This window comes from Cognatishimia activa, from assembly GCF_017798205.1.
In the GTDB taxonomy this organism is placed as follows: Bacteria; Pseudomonadota; Alphaproteobacteria; order Rhodobacterales; family Rhodobacteraceae; genus Cognatishimia; species Cognatishimia activa_A.
In genome coordinates this window covers 96,031-121,212 of sequence record NZ_CP060010.1, presented here as the reverse complement: position 1 = coordinate 121,212, position 25,182 = coordinate 96,031, and the positions used below count along the sequence as shown (strand labels likewise).

24 protein-coding genes are annotated in these 25,182 nt (G+C 56.7%); 10 read left to right on the top strand and 14 right to left on the bottom strand.

Annotated elements, in window-relative coordinates; genetic code table 11:
• Window positions 1-188: 188 nt before the first annotated feature.
• Both HZ995_RS00540 and HZ995_RS00535 read left to right on the top strand, forming a co-directional pair.
• Window positions 189-1,484, top strand: a complete 1,296-nt coding sequence (locus HZ995_RS00540; RefSeq protein WP_209356757.1) for an adenylosuccinate synthase — start codon at window positions 189-191, stop codon at window positions 1,482-1,484.
• Window positions 1,484-1,729, top strand: a complete 246-nt coding sequence (locus tag HZ995_RS00535; RefSeq protein ID WP_209356756.1) for a DUF2842 domain-containing protein — start codon at window positions 1,484-1,486, stop codon at window positions 1,727-1,729. The genes HZ995_RS00540 and HZ995_RS00535 overlap by 1 nt, the downstream gene beginning before the upstream one ends.
• Window positions 1,730-1,779: 50 nt before the next feature.
• Here the strand turns inward: HZ995_RS00535 and HZ995_RS00530 are convergent, their stop codons facing one another.
• The gene (locus HZ995_RS00530; RefSeq protein ID WP_209356755.1) at window positions 1,780-3,603 is read right to left on the bottom strand and encodes a hypothetical protein; all 1,824 of its coding nucleotides are present in this window, start codon (window positions 3,601-3,603) and stop codon (window positions 1,780-1,782) included.
• Between the two features lie 140 nt (window positions 3,604-3,743).
• Here HZ995_RS00530 and HZ995_RS00525 point away from each other — a divergent pair, with 140 nt between their 5' ends.
• Window positions 3,744-4,424, top strand: coding sequence for a thiamine diphosphokinase (locus HZ995_RS00525; RefSeq protein WP_209356754.1), 681 nt, complete (start codon window positions 3,744-3,746; stop codon window positions 4,422-4,424).
• Here the strand turns inward: HZ995_RS00525 and HZ995_RS00520 are convergent.
• The 7 genes from HZ995_RS00520 to HZ995_RS00490 all read right to left on the bottom strand — a co-directional run bounded on the left by HZ995_RS00520 (window position 4,372) and on the right by HZ995_RS00490 (window position 12,610).
• Complete coding sequence (locus HZ995_RS00520; RefSeq protein ID WP_209356753.1) at window positions 4,372-5,283, bottom strand: DMT family transporter; 912 nt, start codon at window positions 5,281-5,283, stop codon at window positions 4,372-4,374. The genes HZ995_RS00525 and HZ995_RS00520 overlap by 53 nt on opposite strands.
• Window positions 5,284-5,408: 125 nt before the next feature.
• Entirely contained in the window at window positions 5,409-7,355 is a 1,947-nt protein-coding gene (gene acs / locus HZ995_RS00515; protein WP_209356752.1) for an acetate--CoA ligase, read from the bottom strand.
• Window positions 7,356-7,415: 60 nt separating this feature from the next.
• Window positions 7,416-8,171, bottom strand: a complete 756-nt coding sequence (locus HZ995_RS00510) for an ABC transporter ATP-binding protein (protein ID WP_209356751.1) — start codon at window positions 8,169-8,171, stop codon at window positions 7,416-7,418.
• A gap of 12 nt (window positions 8,172-8,183) precedes the next feature.
• Window positions 8,184-8,939, bottom strand: coding sequence for an ABC transporter ATP-binding protein (locus tag HZ995_RS00505; RefSeq protein WP_209356750.1), 756 nt, complete (start codon window positions 8,937-8,939; stop codon window positions 8,184-8,186).
• Between the two features lie 12 nt (window positions 8,940-8,951).
• Window positions 8,952-10,142, bottom strand: a complete 1,191-nt coding sequence (locus HZ995_RS00500) for a branched-chain amino acid ABC transporter permease (protein ID WP_209356749.1) — start codon at window positions 10,140-10,142, stop codon at window positions 8,952-8,954.
• Between the two features lie 4 nt (window positions 10,143-10,146).
• Window positions 10,147-11,178 carry a branched-chain amino acid ABC transporter permease gene (locus HZ995_RS00495; protein ID WP_209356748.1) on the bottom strand — a complete coding sequence of 344 codons (1,032 nt, stop codon included), beginning with the start codon at window positions 11,176-11,178 and terminating at the stop codon, window positions 10,147-10,149.
• A 94-nt stretch (window positions 11,179-11,272) separates the two neighbouring features.
• Complete coding sequence (locus tag HZ995_RS00490; RefSeq protein ID WP_209356747.1) at window positions 11,273-12,610, bottom strand: substrate-binding protein; 1,338 nt, start codon at window positions 12,608-12,610, stop codon at window positions 11,273-11,275.
• Window positions 12,611-12,835: 225 nt separating this feature from the next.
• Here HZ995_RS00490 and HZ995_RS00485 point away from each other — a divergent pair, with 225 nt between their 5' ends.
• The 4 genes from HZ995_RS00485 (at window position 12,836) to HZ995_RS00470 (ending at window position 17,512) form a co-directional block, all read left to right on the top strand.
• Entirely contained in the window at window positions 12,836-14,128 is a 1,293-nt protein-coding gene (locus HZ995_RS00485; protein ID WP_209356746.1) for an XRE family transcriptional regulator, read from the top strand.
• Window positions 14,129-14,196: 68 nt separating this feature from the next.
• Window positions 14,197-14,562, top strand: a complete 366-nt coding sequence (locus HZ995_RS00480; protein WP_209356745.1) for a response regulator transcription factor — start codon at window positions 14,197-14,199, stop codon at window positions 14,560-14,562.
• Window positions 14,555-14,836 carry a hypothetical protein gene (locus HZ995_RS00475; protein ID WP_209356744.1) on the top strand — a complete coding sequence of 94 codons (282 nt, stop codon included), beginning with the start codon at window positions 14,555-14,557 and terminating at the stop codon, window positions 14,834-14,836. The genes HZ995_RS00480 and HZ995_RS00475 overlap by 8 nt, the downstream gene beginning before the upstream one ends.
• Complete coding sequence (locus HZ995_RS00470; RefSeq protein WP_209356743.1) at window positions 14,837-17,512, top strand: ATP-binding protein; 2,676 nt, start codon at window positions 14,837-14,839, stop codon at window positions 17,510-17,512. It abuts the gene before it with no gap.
• Window positions 17,513-17,515: 3 nt separating this feature from the next.
• On the opposite strand, the gene HZ995_RS00465 is transcribed toward HZ995_RS00470, so the two are convergent.
• The 4 genes from HZ995_RS00465 to HZ995_RS00450 are packed head-to-tail and all read right to left on the bottom strand — an operon-like array spanning window position 17,516 to window position 19,692.
• On the bottom strand, window positions 17,516-17,947 hold the full coding sequence (locus tag HZ995_RS00465; RefSeq protein WP_209356742.1) for a TIGR01244 family sulfur transferase: 432 nt from the start codon (window positions 17,945-17,947) through the stop codon (window positions 17,516-17,518).
• A 15-nt stretch (window positions 17,948-17,962) separates the two neighbouring features.
• Complete coding sequence (locus HZ995_RS00460; protein ID WP_209356741.1) at window positions 17,963-18,391, bottom strand: DUF6691 family protein; 429 nt, start codon at window positions 18,389-18,391, stop codon at window positions 17,963-17,965.
• A gap of 1 nt (window position 18,392) precedes the next feature.
• The gene (locus tag HZ995_RS00455; protein WP_209356740.1) at window positions 18,393-18,818 is read right to left on the bottom strand and encodes a YeeE/YedE family protein; all 426 of its coding nucleotides are present in this window, start codon (window positions 18,816-18,818) and stop codon (window positions 18,393-18,395) included.
• Window positions 18,819-18,828: 10 nt separating this feature from the next.
• Window positions 18,829-19,692: an MBL fold metallo-hydrolase gene (locus tag HZ995_RS00450; RefSeq protein WP_209356739.1), complete on the bottom strand. Its 864-nt coding sequence runs from the start codon at window positions 19,690-19,692 to the stop codon at window positions 18,829-18,831.
• A gap of 205 nt (window positions 19,693-19,897) precedes the next feature.
• Here HZ995_RS00450 and HZ995_RS00445 point away from each other — a divergent pair, with 205 nt between their 5' ends.
• Window positions 19,898-21,922 carry an enoyl-CoA hydratase-related protein gene (locus HZ995_RS00445; protein ID WP_209356738.1) on the top strand — a complete coding sequence of 675 codons (2,025 nt, stop codon included), beginning with the start codon at window positions 19,898-19,900 and terminating at the stop codon, window positions 21,920-21,922.
• 3 nt (window positions 21,923-21,925) lie between these two features.
• Here the strand turns inward: HZ995_RS00445 and HZ995_RS00440 are convergent, their stop codons facing one another.
• Window positions 21,926-22,141, bottom strand: a complete 216-nt coding sequence (locus tag HZ995_RS00440; RefSeq protein WP_209356737.1) for a hypothetical protein — start codon at window positions 22,139-22,141, stop codon at window positions 21,926-21,928.
• Window positions 22,142-22,285: 144 nt separating this feature from the next.
• Between HZ995_RS00440 and HZ995_RS00435 the strand changes: the two genes are divergently transcribed.
• Window positions 22,286-22,546: a DUF2312 domain-containing protein gene (locus tag HZ995_RS00435; RefSeq protein WP_209356736.1), complete on the top strand. Its 261-nt coding sequence runs from the start codon at window positions 22,286-22,288 to the stop codon at window positions 22,544-22,546.
• A gap of 4 nt (window positions 22,547-22,550) precedes the next feature.
• Here the strand turns inward: HZ995_RS00435 and HZ995_RS00430 are convergent, their stop codons facing one another.
• Window positions 22,551-23,426, bottom strand: coding sequence for a hypothetical protein (locus tag HZ995_RS00430; protein WP_209356735.1), 876 nt, complete (start codon window positions 23,424-23,426; stop codon window positions 22,551-22,553).
• An 85-nt stretch (window positions 23,427-23,511) separates the two neighbouring features.
• On the opposite strand from HZ995_RS00430, the gene HZ995_RS00425 reads away from it, so the two are divergent.
• A complete protein-coding gene (locus HZ995_RS00425) occupies window positions 23,512-25,170 on the top strand; it encodes an ABC transporter permease (protein ID WP_209356734.1) in 1,659 nt (552 codons plus the stop codon).
• Window positions 25,171-25,182 lie beyond the last annotated feature (12 nt).

Here is a 25,182-nt window from a genome sequence, read left to right as displayed (position 1 = left end):
AAATGCGCAAAATGGTGCGGGCTGTCCAGTATCGCTGACCAAATTTATTCAAATTCTTGGTTTGCGAGGCGAGCAAACAGCAAAAGTGGGTTTTTCGACGCATCCCCCAAATTCACGCACTTTCCGGTTTCACTGGGCAAAGACTATCGCTAAAAGGGCGCGGGTTTGATCTCTGAAAAGGACCAGATATGGCAAACGTCGTCGTCGTCGGCGCCCAATGGGGCGATGAGGGAAAAGGCAAGATCGTCGATTGGCTCAGCGAGCGTGCTGACGTCATCGCGCGATTCCAAGGGGGCCATAACGCGGGCCATACCCTCGTGATTGACGGCAAGGTCTACAAGCTGCACGCGCTGCCGTCTGGTGTTGTGCGCGGTGGCAAGCTGTCTGTCATCGGCAATGGTGTGGTGCTGGACCCATGGCATCTGGTCAAAGAGATCGCGACCGTGCGTGAGCAAGGCGTCGAAATCACGCCAGAGACGCTGATGATCGCGGAAAACACGCCACTGATCCTGCCGATCCATGGCGAGTTGGACCGTGCCCGTGAGGAAGCCGCCTCTAAAGGCACAAAGATCGGCACCACAGGTCGCGGCATTGGCCCGGCCTATGAAGACAAGGTGGGCCGCCGGTCTGTGCGCGTCGCTGACCTTGCGGACGAAGCTACCCTTGAAGCGCGTGTCGACCGTGCATTGCAGCACCACGATCCGCTGCGCAAAGGTCTGGGCATCGAGCCTGTCGACCGCGACGCGCTGATCGCTGAGCTCAAAGAGATTGCGGCTGAAATTCTGCCCTTCGCAGCCCCCGTCTGGAAGGTGCTGAACGAAAAGCGCAAAGCCGGTAAGCGGATCCTGTTTGAAGGGGCGCAAGGCGCTCTTTTGGACATCGATTTCGGCACATACCCATTTGTGACTTCGTCAAACGTGATCGCAGGGCAGGCCGCGACTGGCGTCGGCGTCGGCCCGGGCTCTATCGAATATGTTCTGGGCATCGTCAAAGCCTATACCACCCGCGTCGGCGAAGGCCCGTTCCCAACCGAGCTTGAAGACGCAGACGGCCAACGCCTTGGCGAGCGTGGTCATGAGTTTGGCACCACGACAGGTCGTAAACGCCGCTGTGGCTGGTTTGATGCGGCTCTGGTGCGCCAGACCTGCGCGACCTCGGGCGTGACCGGGATTTCTCTGACCAAACTCGACGTTTTGGACGGGTTTGAGACCCTGAAGATCTGCGTCGGCTATGAGCTGGACGGCGAAACGCTGGACTATCTGCCAACTGCCGCCGATCAACAGGCGCGCTGCACCCCGATCTATGAAGAGATGCCCGGTTGGTCCGAGAGCACCGAAGGCGCGCGCAGCTGGAACGACCTGCCGGCCAATGCAATCAAATACGTCAAACGCGTCGAAGAGCTGATCGACTGCCCGGTCGCACTCTTGTCCACCAGCCCGGAGCGGGACGACACCATTCTGGTGACCGACCCGTTCGCGGACTAATGGCGCTCAGCTACAAAGCCCGTCGGCGCTGGTCTATCCTCATTCTGGTGGTAGGCCTGCCGATCTATATCATCCTGGCCACCGTGCTTGCGACGACTCTGGTAGGCTTTTTTGGCGACAGCGCTTTGACATTTATTCTGCAACTCGTTGTCTATATCGGGCTAGGGGTTGCTTGGATACTGCCGTTCAAATCCATATTTCTTGGGATAGGACAAGCGGATCCGGATGCAGATCCCAAGGACTGAAAACAAAAGAGCCGCCCCGTGGGGCGGCTCTTTTTTTGTTGATGTCGGTGTTAGCCTACAGCGGTTGCCGGTTTGAACCCGATGGTCTCTGCGGCGGTGAACCGGCCACCTGCGATCTTTTCGATCTTTTTGTCACGCAGCAATTGGCCGAAAGACCGCAAGCCTGCTTCGCGTTGGAACCGGTCTGGGCCAAGTTGATAAGCCAGACGCATCAGCATCGGACGTGAGAAGCGACGGCGGCCTTCGACATAGGTCAGGTAGGATGCGGCGGCCTCTAGAATGTCTGGCAGCTCAGTTGCACCAACTTCTTCTGCATAGGCTACGAAGTCGCCTTCTTCTTTAGGTTCAAAGGACTGGATATCCGCCGGAGACACGCGACGCGGGCGTACGGCCTCTTCGCGGGCGGGTACGGCATCGACGCGCTGTGACGCAACCAGACGCAATGGCGCTGCGCTATCGGTATCTTCGATCGGAGCCTCGGCCGCGACGGCAGAGCTTGCGCGGCGACGCGGGCGCATGACGTCTGCGAGGTCTTCACGGTAGGCACCGGATTGATCCTTGTTACCCTCATATGTGCCAGCGCTCTTCTCGGCACGGGTCGCAGCGACAGCAGCGCGCAGATGCGCGAGAGTAGTGCGGCGGCGGCTGGTGTCAGGGTCTTCCAGTTTGGTGTTTGCCTCGTCCAGCAGACGATCAACAGAATCCTGTTGTGGTGCGTCTTCGGTCAGATTGGCGCGCTGACGCGGGGCAGGAGGGGTCTCTTCAAGGATCTCCTCGTCGTATTCCTCTTCGTCGAGCTCGGTGTGGGCATAGCCATTTTCAAACTCGGCGACCTCTTCCTCGGCGAATACTTCGGGTTCTGGTGCGGGTTGCGGAGTTGGCTCTTGAATTGGGGCTTCCGCCACTGGCTCCGCTTCTGCTTCGACCTGCTTTTCGGAGCGACGCATGCGGATCACGCGGCCTTTTGCCGGAGCGGGTGCGGCTTCGATATCGTCTTCGTCTTCCAAAGACCCTTCGATGTCGCTTGCAGATTTACGCAGGAAATCCGCGGCTGGGTTTTCTGCGTGTTCGTCTTCGGTGTAAGGCGAGCTGTCCTCGTCCTGTTCCGCTTTGGAAACTACGGCACGAATGCGGCTCAGTTTGGCAGCGATGCTGCTGACGCCCGCGTCCTTTTGTGCCTTGCTGTCAGCAAAGAAGTTGTCGGCATCGTCGACATCTTCTGCTTCGTCATCAAACGACTCTTCTTCGTGAGCGTCGGTAAGCATTTCAGCTTCAGGAGCCTCATCGATCTCTTCGATGCTCTCTTCGGCCTCTGCGGTTTCGATCATTTCGTCTTCGACAGTTTCTTGGGCGACCTCTGGAGTTTCCTCAACAGGTGCCTCTTCGATCTCTGCCGCGTCTTTAGCCTCGGCTTCATGCGCCGCGACATCATCTGCAACCTCAGCTGCGTGTTCCTCAGCGACCGTGTCAACTTCCGCGAAGAAGGCTTCACGTTCTTGCGCCAGCTGGTCCTCGTCGATTGCGACGGTTTCTTCGCCCTCAGGGGTGTGATCTTCAAGCTCGGCCTTGGGGGCCTCTGTGATCTCTTCTTCGATGTCTTCCTGAGGCTCTGCAATTGCGTCGCCAGCGGTCAGAACCAATGTCCCTTGATCGGTGCGTGCTTGCACCCGGCGTTCGATCTCGCGTTCTGCGATCCGCGCCAGCATTTCAGCATCTGGGGTTGGGGGCTCTGCTCCGAAATAACGGTCGTCCGCGGCCAAGTCCCGGAAGTATTCCGCAATCGCTTTCATGGTCTCGAAGTTGTCTTCGAAACCCTCTAGCGTGCAGGAGAATGTCCCATACGATACTGTCAGTACTTTATTATTGGTAACCATGTTTCCGGTTCCTTTGCACTACTCAGAAACTTGTTTACCACACGGAGGGTGGCCAAACGTTATCGATTCTGTGCCTTTCAGCGTATCATTTTGAGGCTAAAATGGGGCAATTGGTTAATAAGGATAGGTGATATAGGCGTATGACAGCCATTGTTCACAGCAGCGAAACAGTGACGCTTGTGGGCGCTGGATTGGCGACGCCCGACGCAATCCTGCGTTGTTTGAAAATCGCACCTAAGTTGATTGCCGCCGATGGCGGTGCGCAGCACTGTCTGGACGCGGGTGTCATGCCCGAGGCGGTGTTTGGCGATTTGGACAGTCTTGCAAGTATTTCCTCGTTGCCTGCAGAGGTTGTTCACCGGATCGAAGAACAAGAGTCCACCGACTTTGACAAAGCCCTTCGGTCTATCGACGCGCCATTGGTTTTGGGCGCTGGTTTCACCGGATTGCGGGTGGATCACTACCTTGCCTGTCTGAACACATTGGTGCGACGGCCTGATCGGCGCTGCATCCTGTTGGGTGATACCGACATTGCCTTTTTGCTTCCACCACACTTCCAAATGGAGCTTGCGGCGCGGACACGCGTGTCATTGTTTCCCATGGGTTTGGTCGAAGGCACATCAGACGGTCTGAAGTGGCCCATATCCGGCCTAAGTTTCGCGCCTGACGGGATGGTCGGAACCTCCAATGAGGCGGAAGGCGACATAGAGATCTCGGTAACTGCGCCCAAGCTTTTGATGATCATGCCCGAGGCCGAGCTTGAAGCCGCTACTGAGGCGCTGCTTGCGTGCTCCTCGCGCTGGCCTGCTCTCGATAGATAATATAGAGCCCCGCGGCGATGGTGACGACAATTCCTGCCGCGGCGAGCCCGTTGGGCAGCTCATTAAACATCAGATAGCCGTAGAGTGTCGCCACGGGGATCTCGAGGTATTGCATCGGCGCAAGCGTGGCTGAAGGGGCGAACCTGAGAGACAGCGTCATCAAGAGATGCGCGACCGTGCCGCCAACCCCCATGATGATGAATGCGAAGTAGAGGTCCGAGCTTGGCCATTCAAATGTAAATGGGCGGAACTCTAGCCAATGCGACACAGCCAGGATCGGGATCAGGGTCAGACAGCCCGTTATTCCGTTCTGTGCTTGCAGGGCAATGGCCTCTGTGTCCTTGGCGATCTGGCGTGTGACCAGCATGTAAAAGGCAAAGATTACCGCCACCGCCAGTGGGTAGAGCACCGGCCAGCCGACGTCTAGGAAGTTCGGCTGGATCACCATCAACGTCCCGACAAAGCCAACAGAGCAGGCAATGATCCGCCGCGTGCCGACGGTCTCGTTCAAAAAGAACCACCCCAGCAGGAGCATGATGAAGGGCATCACAAAGGCAATCGCCACCGCGTCAGCCAGCGGCAAATAAAGCAGGGCGGTGAACATGCATCCAAGCCCCGCGATCTGCAAAAGCGTGCGCGCATAGGCGAGCCAAAAGAGGCGGCCTGACAGAAAGATCTTCTGTTTCATGGCAAGCGCCATTGGCGTTAGGATCACGAGCTGAAACACAAACCGCGCGACGATGAGCGTGGCCAGGGTCGACACAGGGCCAATCAGTTTCGCCAATGAATCGCCCAAAGGGACGATCAGGCAAAAGCCCAACATCAAAAGAATACCAAGAAACGGACGATCACCTGTCATGCCGCGACGCTAGGCGCGATGGCCCCACGCGTCAATCAATCATCGCCAGACAGAACAAAGGCCGGGAGTTGGGACCCTCCCAGCCTTTGCATTTCAACCAAAAGGCAGAGCCCCTCAGTCTAACCTCATCGATTCATACGATTTTCGATGAGGTCATCAACGACTGCAGGTTCCGCGAGTGTGGAGGTGTCTCCAAGAGACCCATAGTCGTTTTCCGCGATCTTGCGCAGGATACGGCGCATGATCTTACCAGAGCGGGTTTTCGGCAGGCCAGGCGCCCATTGGATCAGATCCGGGCTGGCGATGGGGCCGATTTCGGTGCGCACCCAAGTGCGCAGCTCTTTACGCAGTTCTTCCGTTGGTTCTTCGCCCGACATCAGAGTGACATAGCAATAAATGCCCTGACCTTTGATATCGTGCGGATAGCCCACCACGGCGGCCTCAGCGACCTTTTCATGGGCCACAAGCGCGCTTTCGACTTCGGCGGTGCCCATACGGTGACCGGAGACGTTGATTACGTCGTCAACGCGGCCTGTGATCCAGTAGTCGCCGTCTTCATCGCGGCGACAGCCGTCACCGGTGAAGTAATAGCCTTTGTAGTCGCTGAAATAGGTTTTCTCGAACCGCTCATGATCGCCCCAGACGGTGCGCATCTGACCGGGCCAGCTGTCACGGATGCAAAGCACGCCTTCGACGCCATTGCCTTCGATGATCTCACCGGACGCAGGTTCCAAAACCACAGGTTCAATGCCGAAGAACGGTTTCATCGCAGAGCCCGGTTTGGTCGCATGGGCGCCGGGCAGGGGAGTCATCAGGTGACCGCCGGTTTCCGTCTGCCACCACGTGTCCACGATCGGGCAATTGCCGCCGCCGACAACGTCGTTGTACCAGTTCCAGGCCTCTGGGTTGATCGGCTCGCCCACGGTGCCAAGGATGCGCAGCGAGGACAGGTCGGCTTTCTTCACGAACTCATCACCTTGCCCCATCAGCGCGCGGATCGCGGTTGGTGCGGTATAGAACTGATTGACCTTGTGCTTTTCACAGACTTGCCAGAAACGGGAAGCGTCTGGATAGGTCGGAGTGCCTTCAAACATGACGGTCGTCGCACCATTCGCGAGCGGACCATAGACGATATAGCTGTGGCCCGTGACCCAGCCCACATCCGCCGTACACCAGAAGATATCCCCGTCGTGGTAGTCAAAGGTCATCTGGTGGGTGAGGCTCGCGTAAACGATATAGCCGCCGGTGGTGTGGACAACGCCCTTCGGCTGACCCGTAGAGCCCGAGGTATAGAGAATGAACAGCGGATCTTCCGCACCCATCTCTTCCGGAGCGCAGGTGGTCGCGGCCTCAGCCGCCAGAGCGTTGTAATCATAATCCTGCGCATCATTCCAAGGCACATCGCTGCCGGTGCGGCGGACTACCAAGGATTTCACGCTGTCTGAACAGGACTCCAACGCCTTGTCGGCATTTGTTTTCAGCGGGGTATTGCGGCCGCCACGAGGGGCCTCATCCGCAGTGATCACGACTTTCGCCTCAGAGCCATTCACCCGGGCCGCCAAAGCGTCAGGCGAGAAGCCAGCGAAAACAATCGAATGGATCGCACCGATGCGGGTACAGGCCAGCATCGCATAGGCGGCCTCTGGGATCATCGGGATATAAAGGACGACACGGTCGCCTTTGCCCACACCCATGTCTTTGAGCACATTGGCCATGCGGCAGGTGTTGTCATGCAGCTCTTGATAGGTGATGTGCTGCGCGGCCTCTTCTGGGCTGTCAGGTTCCCAGATGATCGCGGTTTGATCACCGCGCGTCGCCAGATGACGGTCGATGCAGTTGGCCGAGACATTCAGCGTGCCATCCGCATACCAGTTGATATTCACATTGCCGAAATCATAGCTGACGTCTTTGACTTGGGTAAAAGGCTTGATCCAATCGATCCGCGCGCCTTGCTCGCGCCAGAACCCGTCGGGGTCTTTGATCGAGGCGGCATACATTTCCTCATATTTGGCTGCGTCCACGTGTGCTTTGGACGCCAGTTCCGCAGACGGCGCATATGTAGGTGAAGTCATGTTGTAATCCTATTTTGCAAGGCAGCGCCCCACCGAAGGGTAGGGCGCGCCAGTTGCGACTTAGATAGCCAGATATTCAGCACGGAGCTGCTCGTTTTCAAGCACTTCCTGCGCGGTGCCGTCAAAGACGATTCCACCGGTATCCAAGATCACCGCGCGATCCGCCAATTCCAGCGCCCGCACCGCGTTTTGTTCCACGATGATCGTGGTGATGCCCTGTTCCTTAATGATGCGCAGAGTCTTTTCGATCTCGTCCACGATCACAGGGGCCAGACCTTCGTAAGGCTCGTCCAGCAAAAGGACTTTGATGTCCCGCGCCAAGGCGCGTGCAATCGCCAACATCTGCTGCTCACCGCCCGAAAGCGTGACGCCTTCTTGGGTGCGACGCTCGCCCAAACGCGGGAAAAGCGAGTAGAGACGTTCCAGCGACCAACCAATTGGCGGCGCGATCTGCGCCAGCTTCAGGTTTTCTTCCACGGTCAGGCCGGGGATGATTGAGCGGTCTTCTGGCACAAGGCCGATGCCCATCTGGCTGGCTTCATGGCTTGCACAAGAGTGCAGCGGTTTGTGATCCAGCCAGATCTCGCCCCCTTGCACCTGTGGCTCATCCATCCGCGCGATCGAACGCAGGGTCGAGGTTTTGCCAGCGCCGTTCCGGCCGAGCAGAGCCAAAATTTCGCCTTCGTGCACGTTGAAGCTGATGTTCTGCACGATGTAGCTCTCGCCATAATAACTCTCGAGGTTCCACACCGAGAGATAGGCGGGGGCCGTTTCCGCGCGGTTCACGCCTTTGGAAAAATCGGGTTTATCGTTCATTGTGATTTCTCCTTACGCCGCTTCGCCGAGGTAGGCTTCGCGCACTTTTGGATGGCCTTTGATATTGTCAGGCGTGTCCTCAACAAGAGGCGTGCCCTGGGCCAGAACCGTGATGCGCTCTGCCAGCGAGAACACCACATGCATGTCGTGCTCAATGATGGCGATGGTGATGTCACGCTCTTCCTTGATCTGTTTCAAAAGGTCGATCGTGTTGTTGGTATCGGCACGCGCCATGCCAGCGGTGGGTTCGTCAAGAAGCAAGAGACGAGGTTCCTGAGCGAGGCACATGCCGATCTCGAGACGCCGCTTGTCCCCGCGGGACATGGCTGCGGCGTGCATGTTACGTTTGTCAGCCATATTCATATCAACCAGCTGCTTTTCCGCGGCTTCCACGATGTCTTTTTCTTCCATCATGTGTGGGATGGCCTGCAGACGGAAAGCACCATCACGCTTGGCAAAGATCGGGATCATCATGTTTTCCATCACCGAGAGATCGCCAAAGATCTCGGGGGTCTGGAACACGCGGCTGATGCCCATCTGGTTGATTTCGTATGGCGTGCGTCCCAGCACGGACTGGCCGTCAAAAGTGACCGAGCCTGTGTCCGGGATCAGTTTTCCCACAAAGCAGTTCAGCAGGGTGGATTTGCCAGCTCCGTTCGGGCCGATGATGGCGTGAACAGAGTTTTCTTTGACGCTGAGGTTCACATCGCCGAGGGCCTGCAGGCCACCGAACCGTTTGCCGACGTCTTTGACTTCGAGAATTCCCATAGGTCAGTCTCCTTATTCTGCAGGTTCGGTAGAGGGTTTGTCTTCGGCTTTGCCACGTCCGAACAAGGCTCGGATACGTTGGCCACCTTCAACAAGACCACCCGGAAGGAAGATCACCACGAGCATGAACAGAATGCCCAGGGTCAGGTGCCAGCCTTTACCGATGAAGGGGTAAAGGATCGCGACTGTGAAGTCTTCCATGCCGTCTGGCATAAAGGCGAACCAGCCGTGCAGGATGTCAGAGTTGATCTTGGACAGGATGTTTTCCATGTACTTGATCACACCTGCGCCCAGAACCGGACCGATCAGCGTGCCGGCACCGCCAAGGATAGTCATCAGAACCACCTCGCCAGAGGCTGTCCAGAACATCCGCTCGGGACCCGCTTGGGTGTCCATGGCCACCATCAGACCACCGGCCAGACCCGCATACATTCCAGAGATCACAAAGGCTGCGAGGGTGTAAGGCTTGGTGTTCAGACCGGTATAGTTCATCCGCTGTTGGTTGGACTTCACGGCGCGCATCATCAGACCGAAGGGGCTGCGGAAGATGCGGATCGCCAGATAGAAGCTCGCCAGCATAACGATGGCTGCGATGTAATAGCCTGCGTTGAAGGTAAAGACCCAGCCCGCGATGCTCAGATCAAAGCTGGCGCCCATCTCCAGACCAAAGAGGTTGGCTTTTGGGATTGTCCCATCCGCGATGGCTCCGTCCAGAATGCGTGGATCGCTGACTTTTGGCTGCAGACCAGTTTCACCGCCAGTGATGGGCGTCAAAACCGAGTAGGCTAGGGAGTAAGACATCTGCGCGAAAGCCAACGTCAGGATCGAGAAGTAGATGCCCGAGCGGCGCAGGGTCACATAGCCCACAAGCACACTGAAGATACCCGCAACGATGACCGAAAGGATGATCGCAGGGATCACGTTCATTGTCAGAAGCTTCATCATCCAGATCGCCGCGTAAGACCCCACTCCGAGGAAAGCCGCGTGGCCGAAGGAGAGGTAGCCGGTGAGGCCAAAGAGGATGTTAAAGCCAATGGCAAAGATGCCAAAGATCACAAAGCGCTGCATCAGGTCCGGGTAACCTGCGTTGAACTGAGCCATCGCAGAGTTTTCCGGGAAGGGGTTTAGGATAAACGGCGCGAGGGCCACGAGTGCTGCGACGAACAGCAGGAGGTTCCAGTCTTTCTTTTCAAGTCCGAACATAGTCTTACTCCTCCATCACGCCTTTGCGTCCCATCAGACCGCGTGGACGGGTCAGAAGGATCACGATGGCGACGAGGTAGATGATAATTTGGTTTAGGCCGGGCAGGACTGCGAGGACTTCGCGCATAGATGCAAAGCTCTCAAGAACTCCCAAGAGGAAGCCTGCAAGAACCGCGCCTGGCAAAGAGCCCATGCCGCCCACAACAACCACAACAAAGCTAAGGACAAGGAAGTCCATACCCATGTGATAGTTTGGAGAGTTGATCGGCGTGTACATGACACCTGCAAGCCCCGCGACGGCGGCGGCCATGCCGAACATCAGTGTGAAGCGACGGTCGATGTTGATGCCCAAAAGCTGCACGGTTTCACGATCCGCCATGCCGGCCCGTACAACCATCCCGAAGGTGGTGAACTGCAAGAAGGCAAAGACGGCACCGATGATCACGATCGCAAAGGCAAAGTAGACGATCCGCCAGTAGGGGTAGATGATCAGGTTCGGATCAAATCCTAGCGCTTGGCCAAAGTCGAAAGAGCCTTTGAAGGCATCAGGCGCAGGGGTTGGGATCGGGTTTGCACCAAAATAGTATTTGATAATCTCCTGCAAAACGATCGCGAGACCAAAGGTCACGAGGATCTGGTCCGCATGCGGGCGCTTGTAGAAGTGCTTGATAAGGCCGCGTTCCATGATGATGCCGATACCGATCATCACTGGGATCGCGAAAAGGATGGACAGAGGGACCGCCCAATCGATGATTGCATCCCCCGTCGAGACCCCGAATATGTCATGCACATAGGGGACTTCGACCTTCAGCGGATTGCCGAGAAAGTCAGTGCGGGTTTCATCGATGACTGTATGTGACAGGGTCAAGATCCGGCTGAGGGTCACCGCACAGAATGCGCCGATCATAAAGAGCGCGCCGTGTGCAAAGTTCACAACCCCAAGTGTGCCGAAGATCAGCGTAAGGCCCAGAGCGATCAACGCATAGGCGGATCCCTTATCTAAGCCATTGAGAATTTGTAGGATAATTGCTTCCATTGGTCCCACCGTATTAGGTCACGCAACCCTCGGGAGGGCTGCGTGATACTTTAAAGGGAATGGGGCGATCAGCGCCCCATTCTGGGAGGTTCGCTTACGCGCCTGGGTTACAGGAACCCAGTTCGCCACCAAAGATGGAAGCGTCGTAGGTAACCTGATCGACAGGAGTAACTTCAACGATTTCGAGAAGGTCGAATTCGGAAGTTGGGTTCTCTTTACCACGCACAACCAGAACGTCTTTGAAGCACTGGTGGTCTTCGGCACGGTACAGAGTTTTACCGTTGCCCATGCCGTCGAACTCAAAGCCTTCAAGAGCTTCTGCAACGCCACATGGGTTAAAGGTGCCTGCGCGGTTACACGCGTCTGCATACAGAAGGGTCTGTACGTAGCAGGTGTGTGCCGCCTGGGATGGTGGGAAGCCATACTTCTCACCGAAGGAACGAACGAACGCTTTGGAACCTTCGTCCTGCAGGGACCAGTGCCAGTTAGTGGAACCGTAGATGCCTTTAACGTTGGCACCCGCACCCTTCGCCATCAGGCGAGAGTACAGTGGAACAACGATTTCAAAGTTCTTGTTGTTCACCAGCTTGTCGCGCAGGCCGAATTGAACCGCGTTGGTCAGCGAGTTCACCATGTTGCCGCCGTAGTGGTTCAGAACCAGAACGTCAGCACCGGACTGGAGAACAGGCGCGATGTAGGAAGAGAAGTCAGTCTGTGTCAGTGGTGTTTTCACCGCTGCAACTGTTTCCCAACCCATTGCTTCAGTCGAGGTACGAACCGCTTCTTCAGTGGTGTAGCCCCAGTTGTAGTCCGCGGTCAGGTGATACGCCTTACGGTCGGTGCCGTAGTTGTTGGCCAAGATTGGCGCCAGCGCCGCACCGGACATGTAGGAGTTAAAGAAGTGACGGAAACCGTTGGCCTTCTTGTCCTTACCGGTGGTGTCGTTGGAGTGGGTCAGACCCGCCATGAAGATAACGCCTGCTTCTTGGCAGAGCGCTTGAACCGCAACAGCCACACCAGAGGACGAACCACCGGAGATCATAACTGCGCCGTCTTTTTCGATCATGGAACGTGCAGATGCGCGTGCCGCGTCAGATTTGGTTTGGGTGTCGCCGGTGACGAACTCAACCTTTTTGCCCAGGATGCCGGTACCGTCCAGCGTCTTAGAGCTAAAGGTGTTGATCATGCCGCCGTCGCCGCCGCCATTCAGGTGCTCGACCGCAAGCTGGAACGCGCGCAGTTCGTCCGCACCCTCGTCCGCGTAAGGACCAGTCTGTGGTACGTTGAAACCAAGCGTCACAGTGCTGCCAGTTGGCGCGTTGGTGTAACCAGCATGGCTACCAGCGGCCAGATATGTTGGCAGCGCGAGACCTGCACCGGCAACTGCACCGGATTTCAGGACGCCGCGACGAGTCAATGTCGATTTGGACATTATATTCCTCCCGTTTAAACAGATTATTGTGCATGACCGCCTCCTCCGCGGCACACACATTACACTTTACGTGCCCTTCGAGTATCAGTGGGAAGTTGAAAATTTCGCAACAAGCGCCTTTGTCGTAATAAAAATTTTGTAAAGAAAATCACGGTGTGCTAGCAGGTTTTGTAAAGAAAATTTTCACGGCTGAGCAAGTCGTTGAAAAAGCAAGGATATGCCGAGATGAAAGATCGCTCTATCGGAAGCCGTGTTCGCGAACGACGTATGGCTATGAAAATGCGGCAGGCTGACCTTGCTTCCCGCGTCGGAATTTCTGCGTCTTATTTGAATTTGATCGAACATGACAAGCGCAGAATCGGCGGCAAACTCGTAGTCGATATCGCCAATGTTCTTGGGGTCGAGGCAACGTTGCTGAGCGAAGGTGCAGAAGCCACCCTTATTTCAGCCCTTCGAGAAGCCGCAAACGTCACGACAGAGGCGGATCCAGAGCTGGAACGGATTGATGAATTCGCCGCGCGCTTCCCCGGTTGGGCCAATATCATCCGGTCTCAACATCAGCTGGGTCTCAAGCTGGAACGCACAGTTGAAACGCTGAGTGATCGGCTGGCGCATGACCCCGAACTTGCTGCGGCCATGCACGAGGTGCTCTCGATGGTCACAGCGGTTCATGCGACCGCTGGCATTCTGCACGAAAACCGCGAACTCGAACCGGAGTGGCGCGCGCGGTTTCACCGCAACCTCTCTGAGGACAGTCAACGATTGGCCGAAAGTTCGCAGCTTCTTGTAAATTATCTGGATGGCGCCAAAGAAGCCGAGACCCGACTGGCTTCGCCAAGAGATGAGTTGCACAGCTTTTTGGGGCAGGCCGCGTACTTCTTTCCCGAGATAGAAGACGGCGCGGAGGTAGAGGCGGTCATCGAAAAGTCTGAGCTTCTGAGAAGCAAGGGCGCAAAATTCCTCGCGCAGGAATTGCTCGAAGACTATGCGGCAAACGCCCGCGCCATGCCTCTCGATGAATTTGAGGCCGCACATCGCGAGTGTGACGGCGACGTCGCAGCTTTGGCCGAACGGTTTAAAGTCTCGCTCGGGGCCACCATGCGTCGCATTGCGTTTCTGCCCAAAGGCGTTTTGGATCAGGACTATGGTCTGGTGAAATGCGACATGGCGGGCACGATGATCTATCGCAAAGAGATCAAGGGCTTTAGCTTGCCGCGCTACAGTTCCGCCTGTCCGCGCTGGCCTTTGTTCCGCGCATTACAGCAACCGGGACAACCTTTGATGCAAGTCGTGGAATTTGCGGCGCGCGAAATGGAGCAGTTCAAATGCTTCGCAGTTTCAGAGCCGCAGGGGCGTCCACAGTTTGGTCAAAACACGACGTTCACAGCCACCATGTTGATAACGCCAAACCGCGAAAGACTGCCGCCAGAAGGGCAAGTTGGGGCCGCTTGCCGCATCTGCTCCGTGGAAAAATGCAACGCCCGCCGAGAACCCTCGATCCTTGTCGATGGCATTTAGCTTGGATTTTGCGTAGGTGTCGCTACAAATAGCCGAACGCGGTTGCTTACGACGGGAGGAAGTGACGCATGCGTGTATTGCTGATTGAAGATGAGCCAAATATCATTGAGGCCATCAATTTTATCCTGTCTCGCGAAGGATATGACGTCGTCACCCATGCAAACGGGCATGACGCGATGGACGCTGTACGAGAGCGTTCGCCCGATATGATCATTCTGGATGTGATGCTGCCGGGTCGAAGCGGTTTCGAGATTCTCGAAGATCTGCGCGCGGACGCGGCTTATGCTGAAACGCCTGTTCTAATGCTGACCGCGCGTGGCCAAACGCGCGATCGCGAGTTGGCGGAAAAGCTGGGTGTTAGCATGTTCATGACCAAGCCTTTCGCCAATTCCGAGGTCTTGGACGCGGTGCGTTCATTGACGGCCAATGTCTGAGCGGCGAATCGTCTTTCTTGAACGCCAGATGTACCGGCGTCACCGGTTGGTCGACGCTATCCGTATTCTACCGTTTCTGGGCCTGATCCTTTGGATGCTGCCTTTGACGTGGGAACGCGAAGGCCCCTCGACGATCAGTACATCTAGCGCGACGGTTTATATCTTTCTGGTCTGGTTTGTGTTGATCCTTTTGTCCGCGATTGCGGCCACTGTTTTGGGAAAAGGCGGAGACAGGGAGATCTCCGAAGACGGTCAAAGGCCGGAGGAGCACTAAATGGGCGCGTTAAACGTCCTGATCGCGGTGAGTATTGCCTATGTGATCTTTCTTTTTGGCGTGGCATTTCTGGCCGAACGCGCCAACAAGCGCGGGCAGGGCGGCTTTTTGCGGATGCCTGTCGTCTATACACTGTCCCTCTCGATCTATTGTACAGCCTGGACGTTTTACGGCGCGGTAGGCTATGCCGCGCGATCCGGTCTTGAGTATCTGACCATCTATATCGGGCCCTCACTTGTCATGATCGGGTGGTGGTGGCTTTTGCGGCGGATGGTGCGTATTGGGCGCACGCAGCGGATCACCTCGATTGCCGATATGATTTCCTCTCGCTATGGCAAGTCCAATGTGGTTGCGGCAGGTGTGACGATCCTCGCTGTGATTGGAACGACGCCCTATATTGCGCTGCAACTTCAATCGGTTGCGCTGAGTTCTTCAGTCTTTGTCGGGGCCTCTGGCGGGCAAGATGTCGAGCTGACCTCTGTTGCTTTATATGTCGCCATTGGCCTTGCGATCTTTACCATCCTCTTTGGCACGCGAAATCTGGACGTGAACGAACGCCACTATGGCGTGGTCATGGCCATTGCGGTTGAAGCGGTGGTGAAACTTTTCGCGCTATTGGCCGTTGGGGTCTTTGTGGTCTGGTTCGTGGCAGACGGTCCGGCCGATATTCTGGAACGCATCGAGGCCTCTCCGATTTCCGGCTGGCATATTTCCGGCGGGCGCTGGGCAGGGCTTATTTTCCTGTCAGCGGCGGCCTTCCTTTGCTTGCCGCGGATGTTTCAGGTCATGGTCGTGGAAAACGACAACGAAGACCATTTACGCACCGCGAGTTGGGCCTTTCCGACCTATCTGATGGTGATGAGCCTCTTTGTTGTACCTATCGCGGTCGTGGGTCTTGAGCTCTTGCCTGAGGGATCCAACCCTGACCTCTTCGTTTTGACCGTGCCCCTTGCCACCGGCAACGAAGCCCTTGCGATGTTGTCCTTCATCGGCGGGTTTTCATCCGCCTCCTCGATGGTGATTGTGGCTGTGATCGCTGTGTCGACCATGGTGTCTAACCACATCGTTCTCCCGATCTGGCTGTGGGCGAACCGGATGGAGCAAGTGACCCTCTCGGGCGACGTGCGCCATGTGATGCTCTTGTCACGCCGGTTTTCCATCGTTGGGATTACGCTTCTGGGGTACCTCTATTTCCAACTCAGCGGTGGCGGCTCGGCACTGGCTGCGATTGGCCTCATCGCCTTTGCTGGCGTGGCTCAGGTTCTGCCGGTGTTGATCGGCGGGGTGTTCTGGCGCGGTGCTACGCGGATCGGAGCCTTTGCCGGCATGACCGTGGGCTTTGCGATCTGGATGTATACGCTCTTGTTGCCCAGTTTCGGAGCCTGGTCGCCTTTCATTATGAACGAAGGCCTCTTTGGCATCCTATGGCTGCGTCCTCAGGCCATGTTCGGCATCAACGGTATGGATCCGTTGCTGCATGCGGTGCTTTGGTCGATTTCCCTGAATACCCTGACCTTCGTTGTGGTGTCGCTGGGGTCTTTCCCAACTCCAATCGAACGGCTGCAGGGCGCGCAATTTGTCAATGTGTTTGACCATTCGACGCAGGCGCCAAGCTGGTCCGGCGGGGTCGCGCAGAGCGAAGATTTGATGGTCATGGCCCAGAGGATCCTCGGCGCGCGTGAGACGCAAGATCTGTTTGAACGAGAAGCGCGCAGGCAGGGCGTAAACGGATACTTGCCCGACCCTGATCCCGAATTCCTGCAAGTTTTGGAGCGACAATTTTCGGGTGTTGTCGGCGCGGCAACCGCCCATGCGATGGTGTCGCAACTTGTTGGGCGGGCGTCTGTTTCTGTTCAGGATCTTTTGGCCGTGGCCAATGAAACCGCCCAGATCATGGAATACTCCAGCCAGCTTGAGGCAAAATCCGAAGCACTTCAACGCACGGCCCGCCAGTTACGTCGGGCGAATGAAAAAATCACGCAAGTGTCTGAACAGAAAGACGACTTCCTGTCCCAGATCAGTCACGAGCTGCGCACGCCGATGACCTCTATTCGGGCCTTCTCCGAGATCCTGCGCGACTCTGAAAAGCTGAGCACCAAGGACAAACTGAAATACAGCGACATCATCCACAGCGAAGCCATGCGCCTGACGCGTCTGTTGGATGACTTGCTTGACCTGAGCATGCTGGAAAACCGGCGTGTAAAGCTGAACTATGAGCGTGCGACACTCTCGGACCTTTTGGATGATTCCGCGACGGTGGCTTTGTCCGGAGAGGAGGTCGACCTCAGGGTCCGCCGCAACCGTGCCTCTGAAAACATCGAGATCTATTCGGACGTGGAACGCCTGCGTCAGGTCTTTATCAATGTAATCCGCAATGCGCAGAAATATTGCGATGCGGAAAAACCCGAATTGCGCATCAAAGTCGCGCAATCGGACGCGCGGCTGACCATCGATTTCATCGACAATGGATCCGGCATCGCGCGCAAATCCCAGGAAGGGATCTTTGACAAGTTCGTGCGCGTGAATGCGTCAAAGGCGGGCGGGGCCGGTCTTGGCCTTTCGATTTGTCGGGAAGTCATGACCAGCCTTGGCGGCGAGATTACTTATCTGCCAGGTCAGGGCGGTGCTGCGTTTCGCGTGATACTGCCAGAGTCGGCGACGCCGCCCGTTCAATAAGGCTTAACGTTTCTGGGACGCGATGAAGTCGATACGTCCACGCAGCGCGTCAAGGTGGTATCCCCCCTGTGCCGCAGCGCCCAAAAGCGCATCTGCTGGTTCGCTATCCGCATGTCCGAGAACCCAGGCCACGGTCGATCGAGTCCCAGAGGCACAATAGGCCAGAACCTTGCCCTTTGCGCCTTCAAGCGTGGCGCGTTGCAGCGCCAGCCGGTCGTCGGTCATTGTGTCGTGGGTCAAAGGATTGATCACAAAATCAAGCCCCGCGTCCTTTGCGGCTTTCTCCATCGCGACCGCATGGTGCGAAGGAGGAACCTCTTCATCCGGGCGGTTGCAAATGACGCAGGTAAAGCCCTGGGCTTTCAGTTCGCTCAGGTCTTTTGCATCAATCTGAGGCGCAACGTAATAGCGGGGTGTGATCTCACGAATATCCATAGGAGGTGATTACCTCTAGGTTGCGAGGCTGTCCAGACGAGTCCTGATCCTTGGTGTCGCTAACATGCCCGCAAGCATCGCCACAAAGAACAAAATGTGCGGCCATCCGCCGAAGGCCAGAGACGCAATCGCAGGGCCGGGACATAGGCCCGCAAGCCCCCAGCCCATACCAAAGAGCACAGAGCCCAAAACGAGGTTTCGGTCAAATCGTGCATCTGGTTTGGCCGGAAAGGTGCCGCCCAAGACAGGTGCACGCCCTTCTGTGAGCCTCCAGGCAATGGCCATCGGGATGATCGCGCCGCCCATAACAAAGGCGAGGGTTGGGTCCCATGCGCCAAAGATATCCAGCCATCCCTGCACTTTGGACGTGTCCGTCATGCCGGACACCAAAAGGCCTGCACCGAAAATACCGCCAGCGATAAATGCATATAGGTTCCGAGACATATCAGATTGCTCCAAGCATATGGCGGAACAGCACAACAGTCAGACCACCCGCCAAAATATAGAAAACAGTCGCCACGATCCCGCGCAGGTTAAACCGCGAGATCCCGCAGACGCCGTGACCCGAAGTGCAGCCGTTCGCCAGCCGCGTTCCAACGCCGACCAAAAGGCCCGCGGCGATCAAAACCGCGACATTTGTGGTCGCATGCGTGTTGATGGGGCCGCTTAGCAGATAAATCACTGTTGGTACGCCAAAAACGCCTGCAACAAACCAAAGGCGTTCGCCCGCTGTGGCTTTGCCACTGCCATCAATGAGGCCGCCCAAAATGCCGCTGGCCCCCATGATGCGTCCGTTGATCAACAAATACACGGCGCCACCGACGCCGATCATCAGGCCTCCGACAAGGCCCATTATCCAATCCATTGGCATGCTCGATCTCCTAGAGTTTGTTCAGAGGGACTTTGAGGACGACATCGCCCTGATCGTCAGGTTCAGGCATTTTACCCGCGCGCATATTCACTTGAAGCGACGGAATGATCAGCGCCGGTTTTTTCAAAGTTGCGTCCCGCGCGTCCCGCATCTCCATAAAGGCCTCTTTCGAGGCGTCACCGCCAATATGCACATTGCGCGATTTTTCTTCGGCCACAGTGGTTTCCCACGCGAATTCGTCACGGCCGGGCGCTTTGTAGTCGTGGCCCACAAAAATGCGTGTTTCATCGGGCAGGGACAGAATGCGCTGAATGGACTCATATAGTTTTTCTGAGGACCCACCGGGGAAATCACAGCGCGCGGTCCCAAAGTCGGGCATGAACAGAGTGTCACCCACAAAGGCCGCATCGCCAATCACATAGGTAAGGCACGCCGGCGTATGGCCCGGCGTGTGCATAACGTCACAGCGCATTTGGCCGATCATTAGCGTATCTCCGTCGCTGAACAGTTGATCAAACTGGCTGCCGTCCCGTTGGAACTCTGTGCCTTCGTTAAAGACCTTGCCGAATGTGTCTTGCACCACTGTGATTTGATTGCCGATCCCGATCTTGCCTCCGATCTGCTCTTGCAGATAGGGGGCAGCCGATAGGTGATCCGCGTGCACATGGGTCTCTAGGATCCAATCCACGCGCAGGTCATTGGCTTTGATGTAGGCAATGACCTCATCTGCGGATTTGGTGTTGGTTGCACCGGCGGCGTAGTCGAAGTCCAAAACACTATCGATAATCGCGCAGGAACTGCCTGCTGGGTCTTGAACGACATAAGAGACTGTATTGGTGGCGGTATCGAAAAAGGCTTTAACGTCAGGAGTCATCTATCGTATCCCTACTATTACACATTCAGCTTAATGAATGTGTGATGTGTGTCAAACATTTCAACGCAGTCAGCGTACAATAAATCACCAATCGACGTAACGTCGCAAATTCGGAACGCGTGTCACAGCTGCTGCCTCTTGCCTCACCAAGAACTGAGCGTAGTATGGGGCGACGAGACGCAAAAAGACCATCGGGCAGTCGGGGATGCAAGGAACGGTTGACGTCGAAACCAACGGCGAAGTTGCTGTGCTGCGGATGTCCTCCGGCGGCCGTAATCCGCTCACGCTGACACTTCGGTCTGATCTGATTAATGCATTCCGCCAGGTGCGACGTCTGGGGGGCATACGTGCTGTGGTTCTGACCGCGAGGGGCGCGTATTTTTCATCCGGACTTGAACTTGAAGAACTCGAAGATGCGCAGATCTCGCCAACTGTGGCAGATGTAGCCCGCACCATCGAAGAGTTTGAGTTGCCGGTCATCGCAGCCCTTCAAGGACCGGCCTATGACGCGGGCTTTGAGCTGGCTCTGGCTGCGCACTACCGGATTGCGTCGGGCACGGCAAAAGTTGGCTTTGAAGGCATCAACCTCGGCCTCACGCCTTGTGGCGGCGCGACGCAACGGCTGCCGCGCCTGATCGGGGCTGAAAACAGCCTCAAGGTGTTGTTGGGCGGGCGACGCCTGCCGGTGAAATCGCTGGGATTGGTGTTTGACGCAATCGTTCTGGGGCAGTTTGAGGCGCAATTTCAGGCCTTTGCCGAAGCGATCATCTCTGAAGGCAAACCAAAACGTCAAACCAGCGAGCTGACCTTGGGCCTACAGGATCCGATGGCGTTTCAGGCATCTATCGCCGATGCGAGAGCTTCCGCGAAAGGAGCAGGGCGCGCAACTTTGGATATGATCCGTTGTGTAGAGGCTGCGGGGCTCTTGCCGTTTGAGGCGGGCATGGCGCTGGAAGCGGATGCTTTTGAGGAATCCCTGAACTCGCATGTATCGCAATCCTACCGGCATCTATTGCGCGCGGAGGCACGAGTGCGCGCGCAGGTCGCAACGATGGATGAAGGCGCTTGGGATGTGCACAAGCTCGCAATCATTGGGACCTCAGCCAATGCAATCGGATTGGCTGCTGTTTGCCTCTGCGCCAGCATGGGCGTCATCGTCATCGCCCCGGGCGAAGATATGGTGCGCGTGCGGGCAGGGGTGCGCAAACAGGTCGACCGGATATTGCAACGTGCTGGCAGTACCTCCCAGACCTTGGATCAGGTGATCGAGGGCTTTGAACTTGCCCCCCGCATCGAAGATTGCGTCAACAGCGATATGGTGCTTGATCTGGCCGGGGGCAGCAAAGAGGACCAACTTGACCGGTTCCGTCAGCTCGGAGAATTCATGCCAGGCCATTCGGTTCTGGCCACGGGTACGGCTCAGGGTGGTTTGGCGGAATTGGGACGCCAAGCGCAGCGGTCGCGGCAAGTCGTGGGCCTCTACGCTTATGCGCCTGTCGAGGTGCTTCCGCTGATCGAAGTGGCGCAATCGCCTATGACGTCACAAGTCGTGGTGGCAGCCATGGCGCGCTTTGTGTCAAGGCTTGAAAAATACTGCGTGTTTGCCGCCGATGCGCCGGGGTTGATTGGCAAAGCTGTGCAGACTGCTCTATTCAGGGCGTCGGAACACTTGCTGTATCTCGGCGTCGAATTCGAAGAAATCGACGACGCCATGCGCGCCTATGGGTTCAATCTTGGCCCGTTTCGGCTCTGGGATTTGGGGCGCGGGCCGAGGTCGGGACGGCTGGCGCAAGCTATGGCCGAGCAGGGGCTGACCGGACGGGCGAACGGGGCCGGGTTTTATACCTACGAAGCAGGGCAAACGCGCCGCGCACCAAACAAACAAGCGGTCCGCATTGTGCATGCTCTTCGAGAGGGCAAAGAGGGCCCCGACGTATATCTAAGCGCCGAGGACATTCAGTTTTATTGCGTCGCAGCGATGGCCAACGAAGGCGCGCGCCTCCTGTCAGAAGGGGTAGCGCAATCGGGCAGTGACATTGATCTGGTGATGACCCTAGGGCACGGCTTCCCGCGCCATCGCGGTGGGCCAATGAAAGCGGCTGACCTCTATGGATTGCTGACATTGCGCAAGAAAATGCGGGCTCTGGCTGAAGTCGATGACTTCTGGACACCATCACCGGTCTTTGATGACCTGATCAAGAATGGTCAGACGTTTGGCGATTGGGTTTAAACCCTAGGCGAACGCCAGCCCCAGCATAACCACCATCAAGCCAATGACGGACAGAAACAACGACCCCAGATTAAGCGGCATCGCGGCTTGAACGGCGGCGCGCAGCTCTTCGTCGCTGAGACCGGCTTTGCGCGCACGGTTCACACGCAGGATCGAGGCAACAAGCCCAACCAAACCAACCAGTGAAATCGCAGCGCCTACCCAGATGAGCCAGTCCATGGCCGTCTCCTTACGTCAAAACCGCCTCGGTACTAGACCATCGCGTCGCCTGTCGCAAGGTGAAATCCACGCGGGGCAACATTGGCCGCTTGTGGCCCGCGAAAACGGGCGATAGGGTGCGCGCCAACACCAATAGGAGGCCCTATGTCCGAGCAAGTCACCGACTCAAGCTACCGCGTCACCGCAGACGAGTTGCGCCAGTTCATCGAACGTTTCGAGCGTCTGGAACAAGAGAAAAAAGACATCATGGATCACCAGAAAGAGGTGATGGCTGAGGCGAAAGGCCGGGGCTATGACGTCAAGGTGATGCGCAAGATCATCGCGCTGCGCAAACGCGACCAGAACGACATCGCCGAAGAAGAAGCGGTGCTGGAAATGTACAAAGAAGCGCTTGGTATGCACTAAGTGCTTAGGGCTCGATAAAATTGATCTCTGGCATGGCTTGGATCAGATAGACGTCATCGTCATAGATATCCGTCATCGCCTCAACTAGATCATCTGTCCAGCCGGGCACTTCGAGCTCTTCTTCTAAAGCATCTTCGTCCGCAAATTTTTCCAAGAACGCCGCAATCACGCGGCGTTTTTGCACTTGGGTCAGATCTGGTCGTGCCTTGAGGTATTCCTCAAACCTTTCAAACCCTTCTTTGGTCAAGATGTCCTGCAATAGATCATATTGAGCCTTCAATGGGATCGTTGGGTCTACGCCTGCGATTTCGCGCAGGATTTCCTCCCAGATCAGAGGCGTGTCTTCGTTGCACCAAGCCGTGATCTGAGTGTTCGGGCAATCCTCTATCACCCGTTCGAAATAGCTGGACCACCGCAGCGCCATCGGATCGCTGTGTCCCGTAAGGGCGCTAAAGTCATCGCCCTTATGCGCCACCATAAGCGCTTGCATAAAGGTGGCCGGGTTGCGGATCGCATAGAACAGCTCGACCTCGGCGTCTTCAAACAGGCGAAGAAAACTGACCAAGCGATTGAAAGGGCCGGGAAAAAACTCATTCTCGCTGATTGAGGTGCGCGGGAAACCCAGAAAATTGTCGGCCGAAAAGATGATACGGTTGGGGCGGTCGCCTCCGGTGATCCCATGCAGGAAATCCTGTTGCAGAGGGATCGGGTTAGACGAATTCAGAACCTCGGACATCAAAGGGCGCAGCTGTTTGCGAAACTGGCCAGGGCGGGGCACGACGGTGTCCATGCCAGCCAAAAGCTCACGGTTTTTGCCCAGGCACATTTGCAGCCTGTTCTCATCCGTATATGGCGCGCCGAAATGGAGTGCGACCTGCATTGTTTGCCTGTGGTTCTTTGTCTTCTTAGACCTTAGTATAACTTCCTTTCTGGACAGTGAAACCTATTTCGGGCAAGTCAGCCTCATGAGCAGCGCAGAGACAGTCACAGCCAAGGGCCAAGGCCTGAAGGGCGCATTTAGCCCTTGGTCTCTGGGCGCTATTGCCATTGCGGCGATCGTCCTTGCGCCGATTTGTGCCGTGGCGGCGCTCGCGTTTTTTCCAACCGAGAACATCTGGCCGCATCTGTTGTCGACCACTTTGCCGCGATATCTGCGTACGACGTTGATTTTGATGGTCTCGGTCGGGGTGCTGTCCGCAGTCATCGGAACAAGTACCGCATGGCTGGTTAGCCGGTATCAATTTCCCCTGAGGCGATTGCTGGAGTGGGCGCTTCTGCTGCCCTTGGCGATTCCGGCCTATGTTGGGGCCTATGCGCTGGTGGATTTTCTGGAATATGCGGGGCCGGTGCAGACGTGGTTGCGGGGCATATTTGGCTGGCAAACCTCGCGCGATTACTGGTTCCCAGAGGTGCGCTCTTTGGGGGCAGCAATCATCGTTTTGTCCGCAGCGCTTTATCCCTACATCTACATCCTCGCCCGCGCCACGTTTCGCGAGCAATCCGCCACCAGCGACGAGGTCGCGCGATCTTTGGGCGCAGGGGCTTGGGGGCGCTTTATGCGCGTCGCTTTGCCTTTGGCGCGCCCCGCGATTGCGGCAGGTATGGCCATTGTGATGATGGAGACCGTCAATGATTTCGGCACAGTTGACTATTTCGCAGTGCAAACTCTGACGACAGGCATTTTCAGCGTCTGGCTGGAAAGCAACAACGCCGGTGGGGCGGCGCAGATTTCCTGCGTGATTTTGATTTTGGTGATCTTTCTGGTCACCTCGGAAAAGATCAGCCGCCGACGGATCAAGTTCTTTAACCTTGGAAAATCCACGCGTCCTGTAACGCGCGTGACGTTGAAAGGTGGCAATGCGATCCTTGCGACTTTGGTCTGTTTGCTGCCCTTCCTGATCGGATTTGTTCTGCCCGTTGGTGTTATGGGCGATCACGCGCTGGCGAATATGGAAAGTTGGACGGACGAAGGGCTGATCCGCGCGCTGAGCAACACGGTCACGGTCGGAGCAATTGCCGCCGTCATCACCGTGCTCGCGGGCGTGTTTTTGGTCTATGGCGTCCGCCTGTCAGGGCAGAGCCTGCCCAAGCTGCTCTTGCCTTTGACCACCATTGGCTATGCCGCACCGGGGGCGGTTTTGGGGGTTGGTATCCTTATTCCCCTCGCGTTCTTGGACCACCGTTTGGCCGAGCTGTTGGAAAGCATCTTTGGCGGGCGATTCCCGCTTATACTGACCGGATCGGCCTTTGCTTTGGTCCTGGCCTATTGCGTGCGCTTCTTTGCGATTGCTCAGGGCGCAGCTGACGCCGCGATGGGGCGCGTGCCGCCCAATCTGGCCTTGGCCGCGCGCTCCTTGGGGCGCAGCAAAGCGCGGGTTTTGGCCGAGGTCTATTTCCCTCTGATCCGTGGCTCTATTGGCTCCGCGCTTCTGTTGGTCTTTGTTGATTGCGTCAAAGAACTGCCGGCGACGATGCTCTTGCGGCCCTTTAACTACGAGACCTTGGCCACACGGGTGCACGACCAAGCGAGCCTTGAGAACATCGGCGACGCAAGCCCCGGAGCACTGATGATCGTGCTTGTCGGCCTTGTTGCGGTGCTTTTGCTGGCGCGCGCGAACCGCTAGGTCATTGTTCGC